Source organism: Pseudomonas citri (genome assembly GCF_025336485.1).
GTDB lineage: Bacteria > Pseudomonadota > Gammaproteobacteria > Pseudomonadales > Pseudomonadaceae > Aquipseudomonas > Aquipseudomonas citri.
The window spans coordinates 1-11,888 of record NZ_JAODAB010000048.1; the positions used below are offsets into that span (position 1 = coordinate 1).

11 protein-coding genes are annotated in these 11,888 nt (G+C 46.6%); 7 read left to right on the forward strand and 4 right to left on the reverse strand.

From position 1 onward, the window contains the following. Positions 1–587 precede the first annotated feature (587 nt). From N4Q37_RS27410 to N4Q37_RS27425, 4 genes are all read left to right on the forward strand, one after another. Positions 588–2,594 (forward strand): ATP-binding protein, encoded by a 2,007-nt coding sequence (locus tag N4Q37_RS27410; RefSeq protein ID WP_260963318.1) that lies wholly within the window; start codon positions 588–590, stop codon positions 2,592–2,594. A 48-nt stretch (positions 2,595–2,642) separates the two neighbouring features. Then, positions 2,643–3,134 carry a hypothetical protein gene (locus N4Q37_RS27415; protein WP_260963319.1) on the forward strand — a complete coding sequence of 164 codons (492 nt, stop codon included), beginning with the start codon at positions 2,643–2,645 and terminating at the stop codon, positions 3,132–3,134. Between the two features lie 151 nt (positions 3,135–3,285). Continuing rightward, entirely contained in the window at positions 3,286–4,836 is a 1,551-nt protein-coding gene (locus N4Q37_RS27420; RefSeq protein ID WP_260963320.1) for a hypothetical protein, read from the forward strand. A gap of 101 nt (positions 4,837–4,937) precedes the next feature. After that, complete coding sequence (locus N4Q37_RS27425) at positions 4,938–6,695, forward strand: ATP-dependent nuclease (RefSeq protein ID WP_260963321.1); 1,758 nt, start codon at positions 4,938–4,940, stop codon at positions 6,693–6,695. Positions 6,696–6,785: 90 nt separating this feature from the next. Here the strand turns inward: N4Q37_RS27425 and N4Q37_RS27430 are convergent, their stop codons facing one another. From N4Q37_RS27430 to N4Q37_RS27445, 4 genes are all read right to left on the reverse strand, one after another. Beyond that, a complete protein-coding gene (locus N4Q37_RS27430; protein ID WP_260963322.1) occupies positions 6,786–7,145 on the reverse strand; it encodes a DUF6124 family protein in 360 nt (119 codons plus the stop codon). Between the two features lie 307 nt (positions 7,146–7,452). Further along, positions 7,453–8,040, reverse strand: a complete 588-nt coding sequence (locus N4Q37_RS27435) for a hypothetical protein (protein WP_260963323.1) — start codon at positions 8,038–8,040, stop codon at positions 7,453–7,455. Positions 8,041–8,093: 53 nt separating this feature from the next. Then, a complete protein-coding gene (locus tag N4Q37_RS27440) occupies positions 8,094–8,789 on the reverse strand; it encodes a hypothetical protein (RefSeq protein WP_260963324.1) in 696 nt (231 codons plus the stop codon). A gap of 125 nt (positions 8,790–8,914) precedes the next feature. Beyond that, the gene (locus tag N4Q37_RS27445; protein ID WP_260963325.1) at positions 8,915–9,400 is read right to left on the reverse strand and encodes a DUF3592 domain-containing protein; all 486 of its coding nucleotides are present in this window, start codon (positions 9,398–9,400) and stop codon (positions 8,915–8,917) included. A 190-nt stretch (positions 9,401–9,590) separates the two neighbouring features. Between N4Q37_RS27445 and N4Q37_RS27450 the strand changes: the two genes are divergently transcribed. The 3 genes from N4Q37_RS27450 (at position 9,591) to N4Q37_RS27460 (ending at position 11,666) form a co-directional block, all read left to right on the forward strand. Beyond that, positions 9,591–10,952: a HEAT repeat domain-containing protein gene (locus N4Q37_RS27450; RefSeq protein WP_260963326.1), complete on the forward strand. Its 1,362-nt coding sequence runs from the start codon at positions 9,591–9,593 to the stop codon at positions 10,950–10,952. Between the two features lie 130 nt (positions 10,953–11,082). Further along, a complete protein-coding gene (locus N4Q37_RS27455; protein WP_260963327.1) occupies positions 11,083–11,337 on the forward strand; it encodes a type II toxin-antitoxin system HicA family toxin in 255 nt (84 codons plus the stop codon). Next, complete coding sequence (locus tag N4Q37_RS27460; protein ID WP_258631158.1) at positions 11,334–11,666, forward strand: type II toxin-antitoxin system HicB family antitoxin; 333 nt, start codon at positions 11,334–11,336, stop codon at positions 11,664–11,666. Before N4Q37_RS27455 ends, N4Q37_RS27460 begins: the two co-directional genes overlap by 4 nt. The last annotated feature ends 222 nt before the right edge of the window (positions 11,667–11,888 follow it).

Consider the following 11,888-nt stretch of genomic DNA (forward strand, 5'->3'; position numbering starts at 1 on the left):
CAGGCCGACCTGGTGAAATCAAGGCCTGCCTGACGGCAGGCCGCTACCGGCCCGAACACAAAAAATCTGACAGTCCCATGACTCCTTCTCCACTGATCCTCCTTTTCATGCATAAACTCAACACAAGCAATTGAAAAACAAGAATTTATAGGCAATACCTGTAACGATCGGCGATACAACTCTCCTGTAAGACAAACTACTAGTGTAGGCACAACGCGTCGCCACTAGACGCCTCACATCAAGCAGCGTAATTTGATGGCATCGAGCCAGCCTCAGCACTGAGTTATGTAAACGAAAGGGTTTCGACCGTTACTACACGAAGTGGTCCACTCAAAGGATGAGAGAAGTGTTCAAACCAATAATTTTTATATATAACGCCACGTATGCCCCCCTACCCCTGAGATCAAATGTAAGCATACCAACTTTTTTCTATGACGCTAATGACGGAAGCAACACTGTCATCCGAGACCTTGCAAATAATCCGTTAGTTACAGACACATCTCGATTAAATTGCTGTAAACGCGCGTAAAGCTTCTTCATAAGCTTACAAGTATTAAGCTCACAATCAAGATTAAAGCAGGCCTCACATGAGCAATGTAAACATACGCAGAGCTATAGAAAATATCAGATCCGGGACCAGCGTTTACACGCCCATCATTGAAACAGTCGTAAATGCCATACAGGCCATTGAATGTCTTAAAACAGAACATGGGCTGATCGAAATAATCCCTATAAGAGAACGTCAGCTTTCATTAGACGATTTAACCTCCCCAGAAATAATAGGTTTTTTAATTACTGACAACGGAATAGGGTTCAATGATGAAAACCGAGATTCGTTCGACACTCTTTACTCAGCTCATAAAATAAGTGAAGGCGGCAAAGGATTCGGAAGATTCACTTGCCTAAAATACTTCGACGACGTTTTTATTGAAAGCACGTATAAAACTGAAAACTCATATGCAACACGGCACTTTAGGATGGGAAAAGAAAACGAGATAATTATAGACGAAATAATTTCCTCCACCAAAGAAACCGTTACCGGCTCAAAGATAAAACTATCTTCCATAAAAAACGTGAAGTTCCCAGACAGGAAACTACTTACTTTAGCTAGAGTTCTTGTAGAAAAGTTGCTGCCCTACTTCTATCAAAACAATCATCATTTCCCCTTGATATTACTCCGCGAAGAGAATGAGTCAGAGCGAATAGCCCTAAACGATTACATTGAGAAACAGGGAGCTCACTTAATCGAAGAAATAACATCGGCAAGTGGTTTTTTTGAGATAAAAAGCAACCTGCAAGAGGAAAATTTTAGAGCACAAGTTTTTAAGTTTTACTCTCCTCGCTCTGCAACCAGCAAGATAAGCCTGGTAGCCCATCGACGAGAAGTAACTAGCACGTCGCTACACAAATACATCCCTGAGTTCATAGAAGAATTTTATGAAAAAAATGGCATAGAGCAGGACTCAAAAGGAAGAAATTTCATTATAAAAATCTATGTCTTCAGTGATTACCTAGACAACTATGTATCACTTGAGCGAGGAGGCTTTGAGTTCTCAAAAGAAGATGACGCCTTGTTAGGCATCTCTCAATATGATATCGAATCAGTTGCCTCCGAATTCGCTAGAAAAGCGGTCAACACTGAAGTGGACGCTCGTATCCTCAAAAAACAACAACGCGTAGAGGACTACGTTAAATATAACGCACCCTGGCATACAGAAATTCTTAAGTATGCTGATCTTAGAGACCTTCCATACAACGCTGAAGATGAGCAGATCGAGGATACCTTACAACAGCTTAAATATAAGCAAGAGGTGCTTATCAACGGAGAAATGAAGAGGCTACTTGCAACCTCGGAACCAACCGAACTAGAAGAAAACACCGCGAGCATTATCAGAAAAATATCAGAAACCAGTAAAAATGACTTAGTCCACTATGTTGCACTACGTCGCAACATCATAAATTTATTTAAAAAAAATCTTGAGACCAACACTGAGGGAAAATATTCTTCAGAGGGAGTTGTACACGATATCATTTTCCCAAGAAGAAAGGACACCACAGAAAATTTCTTTAACGAGCACAACTTATGGATGATTGATGAAAGACTGAATTTCACAGAGTACCTATCGTCAGACCTACCACTCAAAGGAAACTCAGACAGGCCAGACCTAATTGCCTACGACAGGAGAGTCGTATTCCGTGGAGAGAACACAACGAGCAATCCTGTTACAATATTTGAATTCAAAAAACCTCAGCGAGAGGACTTTGTTAATCCTTCTTCTGAAGAAGATCCTATACAACAAATTATACGTTATGTTAGAAAGCTAAAATCAGGTGACTTTAAAACCCCAGCAGGAAGAGAAATATTAATATCTGAGAACACACCCTTCTACGGGTATGTTATATGCGACCTAACCCCAAAAATAAAATCCTGGCTCGAAGAAGAAAAAGATTTCAAGCCTATGCCCGACAGACTGGGTTACTTTAAATGGCATGAAAACTTAAACCTGTACATCGAAGTATTAAGCTGGGACAAAATACTAAAGGACGCAACCATGCGAAACCAAATATTTTTTCACAAACTAGGAATAATCTAAAACAACAACGACTGACGCATACACCCACATACAGAATGGAGTTCATTGATGACTTCCTCCTCCGCCTCAAGTGAAGAGTCATTTATTTCTGCAATATTAGCGGAAGACGAACTGGGAATAGTGATTCGATCACACATTTATATTGAATCTGCACTTGATTCATTTATTGATGAATTCATTCATGATTTTTCATACATCAAAAAAATGCAACTCGACTTTTCACAAAGAGTTAATTTGGCTGTGGCGGTCGGCTTCCCTAAAGAATACGCCTCTGCCCTTATGCATCTTGGAGAAATGCGAAATAAATTTGCCCATCGACTGGATACAAAAATCGACAAGTCCAGCATGAAAAATTTTTACAAAACCTTTTCTTCAGAACAGAAAAACCTAATACATCTAACATTTAAAAACACTATAGAAAAAGTATCTATAGGGCATAAAAAAACCCTTCTTGATCTTTCACCAAAAGAGCAATTTGCAATTTTATCGACAGCACTCAGGATGCAAATTTTAGCCTTGATGCCCTCTAAAGATCAATAAGTATTGATAAGACCTAGTTCCACTTTGTTCGGATCGCCACCGAAAAGCGATATGGTGCGGGTCAGTAATGACGTAAGCCAAATGGATAGAAATGGATCCAAGCCACCTAACAGAGGCGCTGAAACAAGCTATTTTTTAACAAGGAGTCTAAATGGCATATAGCACTTCCACCACCATTGGCGAAATTTTTGATATCAGTAACAAAGTCATGAACAATCATGATGTTTTCGAACTAGGAAAACGAAGTCTCGCAAAAATCTTTATACGTGAGCTGTTAGAGCTTAACACCGAAGCTAGCGACGAAGAACTCCAGCTAGCTTATAACGCGTGCTCACCTCTTGAAAAAATCCCAAAAAACACTGAAGACTTTTGGACATTTGTGGAGAGGGAGTATTTATATTTAGAGACAGAGCCAAAAACCAAATTTTTTGAATTAGCGCTCCATGTACATGAAGATTTAGCCGCCCTAGCGAAAAATCTTGCTTACATTCAAAACGAATCAAAAGCTCTTGAAGAGAAGAAGAAAAATATTGGCCGATTGACTGCGGATGAGAGGTACTACAAAAATCAACTTGAATATTTCGAGAAAAAGAATCTTGTTGCAAAGGATCAAATCGTCGAGTTCATGGCATACGAAATAAAAGCACATGCCATAACGAAAGCTTCCATCCAGCGCCCAATCATTCCTTTTTTGAAGACGACTATTTTTGGAGATAGTCCATATCCATTTGGTCGGCGACTCCATTGGGCACCCGCTGATCCATATGACGTTCGTGCCTTGGACCAGTACTCTAATAAGTTTATGGACTTACCAATAACAACATACCGAAATTTAATACATGAATGCAAAAAATCTCCTGAAGCATTCAAAAAAAATGCGACTGCCTATATCCGAGGTATTCCTAATGAAATACCCAGCGTTCGCGACAAAATTGAATCGCTAGTTAACAGCTCCCATATCCTATTCAACCGCAAGCAAGTTATATCGACTATGCTTAGACACTTCGAGATGAAAGATTATATTTCATTTGTTAGTATGGCGCCGCTGCAAATTGAAGGAATTTTTGCCGACATATGTAGGAGCATCGGCATTTCAGAAAGTCAACTGGACATTTCATCATTAAACGACAAGCTTCAGCATATAGATGAACGCATGCGAAGTTTTTTCCCCTTTGAATATTACTCCTTCAAGTTTCCAGTCTTGAGAAACTTAGTGGCACATGGCGGTTTGGTGGACGGCGAACTGGAAGACACTGCCATTCATCTAATCTTGGATCTACTTCCGGTGTGTGAACTCGCCATATCAGATGACCTACCAATTATGCGCGCGCTGGACGTTCTAAAAGAAGCGCATAAAGGAAACAATGCGAAACTCGTCGAATGGGTTGACTTGAGAGATTCTGTAGATATCCCTGCCTTTTATAAATATCAAGAAATCATCACAGAAGTGGAATCACAGTATACAACCCAAATATTCTGGGATTATCTGGTACATGAGTTAAAAACAATAAAGGAATTAAATCAGATTAAGCAATGCAAACCTATAAAGGTCGCGGGCAAATTGAAGAGAAGTGAGATAGCCGTTGAACAGGCGAAAATTTTCCTCAAATCTGCGGAACGTATTGCCAGCGAAGCTATAAAGCAAAGAAAAGAGACATGGGAGAAAATCGGTAACGCCCTAAAGTCAGGAAAAGACACCTAAGGCTAGAACTCTATAAGCCATGAGTTACAAAGTCATACCTAGCGACAAAAGCCTTATAGCAACTAACGACCATAGATCCAAGAACAAAGGAAGGTGTTAAATTGGTTGCAATAACGTCAATTAAATTTAGTCAATTTAAGGCTCTTCACTCATTTTCAGTAAAACTGGACTCTTGCAATATTTTGGTAGGACCAAACAATGCCGGAAAGTCCACGATAATTAGTTCTTTCCGAATTTTAGAGGCTGCCCTAAGAACTGCAGGAAGCAAAAAGCCTGATTTTGTAATAGTCGACGAAATGAGAAAATTGGGGCACAGAATCCCCGTCAATGGTCTTCCAGTATCATTGGAAAATGTCCATACTGACTACATCCACACTAACACCTACATAACTTTCAGATTCTCTAACTCCAATCAAATATTTTTGCATTTTCCATCAGATGGCGGTTGCATCATGTCTTGGGAAACTAATGGTCCGACCATTAGAACTGCACAAGCATTTAGAAACGCATTCCCATTTAAGGTGCAAGTCGTACCGGTTCTTGGTCCATTTGAGCATGAAGAGCCACATGTGACAGAGGAAACCGTGCGCCGCTCGCTTGGAACTCCGAGAGCATGTCGACACTTCAGAAATTTCTGGTATCAAAACCCCGAAGGATTTGAGCAGTTCAAAGATATGCTTGAGAAAACATGGCCGGGCATGTCCATTGGAAAACCAGAGTTTGATTCTTCATCACATCAATATGCTATGTACTGTAAAGAATCACGCATGGATCGAGAAATATTTTGGGCGGGCTTTGGTTTCCAAATCTGGTGCCAACTATTAACCCATATATCCCGATCAAAAGAATACAACCTTACTGTAATTGATGAGCCGGAAGTCTATTTACATCCAGATTTACAGCGTCAACTCCTATCTCTTTTGAGAGTTCATACAAATGATTTCATGCTCGCGACTCACTCGACGGAAATCATGGGGGAGGCAGACCCGTCAGAAATATTAATCGTAGACAAAACAAAAAAATCAGCCCGGCGAGTTAAAGACGTTGAGGGCGTACAGGAAGCAATGAATGCATTAGGATCATTGCAGAACATAACGCTCACTCAACTGGCCCGCAATAAAAAAGTACTATTCTGTGAAGGAGCCTTCGATTATAAGGTTCTACGAAGATTTGCCAGCAGGATGGGTTTCTCCGAACTTGCGTCAGGGAATGATTTAACTCAGCTAGCCTCAGAAGGTTATAGTTCTTGGCCTAAAGTACAAGCACTAGCGTGGGGATTAAGATCTACACTAGGAGCTAATATTGAAATTGCGGCTATCTATGATAGAGATTTTTGGTGTGATGAAGAGATAGAAAATGTCGAGCTAAAACTTAAATCAGAGCTTGCATTTGCTCACATTCTTCGTAGAAAAGAAATGGAAAATTATCTTCTGGTACCTTCAGTCTTAGATCGATGCCTCAATAGATTAATTATCGAGCGAAGCAAACGTACAGGGGAAACGTCTGAAAAAGTTACGATCTTACCCCTTCTTGAATTAATTACAGATAATCAAAAATTTGAGTTACAAGGTCAGTACGCGGGCAAATATACTGACTTTCATCGTAAAAGCGGAAGAGACGTTTCGACCTTAAACGCTGAAAGCCTCCGCTCATTCGACGAAAAATGGAAAGCTTTAGATAGCCGAATGGAAATGGTATGCGGAAAGGATGTCTTGAAAATCCTTCGAACCAAAGTCAATGAATTATATTCTGTAACTCTCACCGAAATCCGAATCATTGATGAATTTGATAACGATGAAATACCACAAGACCTTCGCGGACTAATTAACTCCCTGGAATCCTATCGAACAAACCAATAATCGAAGCAAAGAAGTGGATTTATATATACCCAATAAAAAGGGTCTCGTTATGCAAGACCCTTTTTTATTGCCCGAGCAAATGATTTGCCCTTACCTCACCTCAACAATATCCAACGCCCGATTCGCCAACAGCTCACTCACCTCAATCACCTGCAAAATCCCCAACGCCACACGTCGCCTTGACCCATCCAAATCAAACGCCAAGTCACTGATCATGGCATTCGCCGAAGCCAGATTCTCACTGAGATTCGCAAGCAAACACTCAGAATCAACCCCCGGATCAATCCGAAAAATAGAGTCGGACTTGTCGGACATTTCGCCCTTAGGCTTGGGTTTCAGGTAGTAATCCAACGCTCGCGTGGCCGCGTCGTCGAGCTTTTTGTTGCGGGCAGACTGGGCACGAGATGTGGGTTCGTCTGTAACTGGAGGGTTCGGTGTAATTTTGACCATGGTCTTAACTCTCTGGTTGAGGCCACGACCCGCTCGCTGCTAAACGAAGTGGGAGGCAGCTGTACGCAGGTTAGCAGACCGACGAGTTAAGAAATCGGCGCGCCCGAAGGCGCCCTGCGCACAGCCACCATCAAGCGCAGGGATAGGGATTCCTGTCTGATGACGCGTTGTGCGACTTAACTCGGCGAGCTGCTAAACCCGATCACTGACAATCAGTGACAGGCCCAAAACTACCGACGACACCCCAGGCGCACAAGCCGGCGGATTCTGGCGTAGTTGTAGGCAAAGGCGCAAGGCGATGTGAGCTCTAGGGCGAGACCTGACGGTGGGTGGTCACGATGAATGACCTGCCGTCCAGGGCTCTTTGTTCCAGAACAATCCTGTTCTTCTCCACCTCCTTGATGCGCGCTTGCCCCGATGCCCCTGCCGGGTAGATGTCACTGAGGTTGGGCATGCTGGGGCCGATAAATTGCGCCACCGTCAAAGGCGAGATCTCTTTGCCGTCCACCGTATACGACTTGGGCAACGTCTTCATTTGCTCCAATGTGAACGAAAGGTACTCGCTATCCGCATTCCAGCTACCCGCGCCGTTAACGCTGTACTCGAACCGATAGGGTTTCGAAGGCTCTGTCCCAACCAGCGCGATCACGCCGTTCAGATTGTAATGGTTGTTGGCGAAGTACTCGGTCATGCCCTTGAACTCGAACTGAACACCGCCATCGAGATAGCTGAACTCCTCGGTCCAACGTCCAATGAAATGGCTTTTGTAGTAGTCAGCCCTCATGTCGGCCAACCAGGTTGAGATGGCGGGGAACCCCGCCATCAAGCCAACAACGGCGACAAGAGCGGCCCAGCTTTTTACCGAGTACTGCTTAAGTGTCGAGACAGTGGTCATTAATAGCTCCTAATCCATGAGGAGGCGTGCAGCACTCCGGTTCGTCTGTGCAGTTACTGCTTCAGGTCTTCTATCAGCTTGCCGACTGCCAGATCAGATACGCGGGAAAACGCTGCACGCAGTGCTTCGGGATCGGTGGCGTACTGCTCAGGGGTGTAGGCGAGGGTGTTACTTTCGTTGAAGGGCGAGATGGTATTGAAGTTACGCCAAACCGATGTGCCGCTGCGTTGCATGGAGCCGTTGACGCCGATGACGGGGTAAAGCACGGAGCTGTAGTTTTTCAGGCTCAGTCCCCACTGCGAAACCATGATCTCAACGTCGGCATCCGCTTTCTCGCCTTCCGCCACGAGGGTGAACATACCCTCTTGCTTAATGCGCTTCTCGAAGCTTTCACGTACCAGTTTTCCCAGATCGATACCGTGGGCCTGCATGTTGTTCAAAATCGCTTGAGAGATATCTGCCGTCGCGCCGTCGGCCGTCTTGGTGCCCATGACCGAACCGGCACCCGTCAATGCGCTCGTGCCAGTGCTCGATGCGCCAGCCGCCATGCTAGTCGCTGCGCCTGCCCCGGCACCCAGGCCTGCCCCCCAAGCCTGAGTCATGCTCGTGTACTTGAAGTTTTCCACCGCAAAGTACACAGGAAGGATCTTGATGGTCTTGATCTGATGGCGGTCTTCAACACTCAAAGATTTGGTGACACACCCGGAAAGCAGGCTGACCGAGAGCAACGCGAGAAAGAATTTTTTCATTGATAGGAATACCGATGGCATGAATGGCGTGTCGCCTGAACGAGGAGACCTTTGAGTTCCAAAACGTCTCTCTGACCGCTCCGGTTTCTCTCAGGATAAAAAGGTAGCCATGACCGACAACCGTTCTAGTAGAAGCGGTCTTCCTGCTTCATGCCATAAATGCGCCCGAACGTCCTGAAGGAGATCCACAGGAACAACAGCGTCAGCAATACCCCGCCCGCCATGACGATAAAGCTGGCGCGATTGGTATGCAGCTCGCTGGCGATGCTGCTGACCTGGGGAAACCAGCGTGAATAAAGCAGTGGAACGTCTCCACCTACCGTGTACTGATGATGTTCGCTGTAGCGCTGGTCAAAGTATTCGTCTTCATGAACCTGTTGGTCCCCGTCGACATATCGGTAATGAATGATGACGCCGTTGGGATTCATCGGGATGCCTTCCAGCTGCGTCACCGTGCCTTTCACCTCGACAGGGGTCCAGCGAATGGCGCCATAAATGGTCCCTGAGTGTTTTGCCAGTGAGGCTAGAAACAGCAGCAAGATGCAAGCAATGGTCAGCAGGACTATGCGGTTGTAGAGATGATCTTTTTCAGCTTCACGCGGGTAAAACATGCTCCGGTCCCTCGGGATAAATTCTTGTGCATCCTATCGGCGTTTGATCCAACAACTTGAATTTCCATACAGGTCAGGTTCTCTCTGAGGCTCACCAGTAGCCATTCAGAATAAACCTCGGAGGTAATACGAAACCTCGTAGCTGAGGTATAAGGACAGCCATGCACCAAGGCCTACAAGGGACTGAAACGTGAGCACATTGCAATTCTGGCTGGACCGGTTGAGGAACAAGCAGACACTCGCGTCCACTTGGGCTGATCATCGTCGGAACGAAGCACTGGAGGCGCTCGCGGGCGCAGGGACGCACAGTAGTTGGATTGAACTCAGTCATCACCACAACGGTTTCGTTCGGGAGATCGCGGTTAGAGAGCTGTGCGCTCAGCCGTCCCCTGAAGCATTGGTCGCATTGGTCGCATTGATAGATCGGTCGAACGACTGGGTGCCTCAAATTCGTGATTTAGCTGCGGTCGGCCTGGAGCATTATCTTTCGCCTGTCCATGTCCATGCCTTGTTGTACGCGGTAGAGCCGCTTATCGCGTTAACTGCACGTCAACGGGCCGACCATCGAAAAACCCTCAAGGCCGCTCGTGCTGTTTTGCAGTCGCCGGTTATCCGAGATGAGGTCCAGGCGAATTCTCTGACGCGGCACGGTAAGGCTGCCCGCTATTTGTTCGAGCTTTTGCTGGAAAGCGACTCGAATCCTGGGGCGCTGCTACGCAGTGCCCTTGCCCACCGTGAGGTGACCGTGCGATTGCTGGCGGTGTCCGCCTGCCAGAAACTACCCGCTACCCAAGCTCGGCAGTTGTTGCTCGAGGCCCTGTCTCAATCCGGTGCAAAACTTCGCGTCTGGGTGTTGCGTGCGCTGCTTCCTCTGCTTGACGAACCTCGCCCTGTCCTGCGTGAGGCATTGCTTGATGCATCCGCCTCGATCCGTAGCCTGGCACGCTGGGCCGCACCCAGCAGTGGGATTGATGCACATGCGGTCCTTTTCGACCGACTGAAGCAAGATATACCCAGCAAGAAGCGCGATTGGCTCGGCGTGCTTGGCCTTGCGAAAGAGCTCGACGTTGAGCTGGATCCGCAGTGGCAGAAAGAAGCATTGCGCTCTCGTTATCCCACTGTCAGACGCACCGCGATTAGCACGGTGTCCTATGACCAACTGCCCGAACTGTTCAAAGCGCTCGATGACCCATTGGACTCGGTTTTTTCCGCAGCCATCGCCCAACTCAACAAGCTGCCATGGGCTTTGGTGAAGCTTGGGTTGGATACCCAACTGGATCGGAATTGGCATGACCTTTCAGTGATGCGCCGAAACGCGCTGTTCCAATTGCGCCCTTTATGGCAGCAAGCGGCGTACCTGTTGGACAGGCTGGACGCAGAACCAACGGCCCAGGCTTTTTGGCTTCGGCAGTTAAGGATGTGGTGCGATCGTCAGTATCAAATGGTCGATCCGGTCACGCCGAAAGTTGAACGAATGGCGATTGCAGAACGACTGGTGAAACTGGCTGCGCTGGGCCTTATCGGTGGTGATAGCGTTAGCCGGGTTGTTTAGGTATCAGTACTCGGATTTCATGGGCCCTTGATGCACTACCGTTCGCGATGGCCATGGAGAGATGAACCGTCCCTGCTTTGCCCTCCGAACTGGCTAGATAGTGCTATCTTATTTTGATAGCATCAGCCGCATGAAAAACAGGCACCGGAAAACCCTTGACGCGATCTACCGCACGCCAACCAGCGCGGCGATAGTGTTTGCTGACATCGAGGCATTGGTCATTCATCTGGGCGGCCAAGTGTTGGAACGCGAAGGCTCACGGGTCAAGCTCGTGCTACGAGGGGCTCAGTGGCGCTGCCATCGGCCGCACCCAGGCAAAGAAGCCAAGAAATATCAGGTAGAAGAGGCTCGCGAATTTCTCCAGCGAGCAGGAGTTGAGCTATGAACAGCATGACCTATAAGGGCTATACCGCCCGAGTTGAGTTTGACGAACGTGACGACATCTTCGTCGGTCGAGTTCTGGGCGTGCGTGACATCATCAGCTTTCACGCCGACTCAGTGACGCAACTGCGCGCCGAGTTTGCCAGTGCTGTTGAGGATTATCTGGCGGACTGTGCCGAGCAAGGCGTCAGCCCTGAGAAGCCAGCCTCTGGGAAGGTGATGCTGCGCATTCGTCCTGAAGTGCATGCCGCCGCTACCATTGCCGCCCAAACCGCCGGAAAAAGCTTGAACCAATGGGCTGATGAGGTATTTGAGCGCGCAGCGCACGTCTGACGGTCGGAGTCGGTGATGCAAAGCTTTCCTGCTTTGACACCCAGTCAGCACGTCTTTCCGACACAGCCGCAAAAAAGGGTCTACTAAGCTAGACCCTTTTTTATGTTGCCAAGGCAAGCGACTTGTCCTCACCTCATCTCAACAATCCCCCGGTGTCAGGATAGTTGTCGCCTCTCCAGATTCACCTGAAAACAATCCCTGGGGGCGGAAAGAGAGTCGATG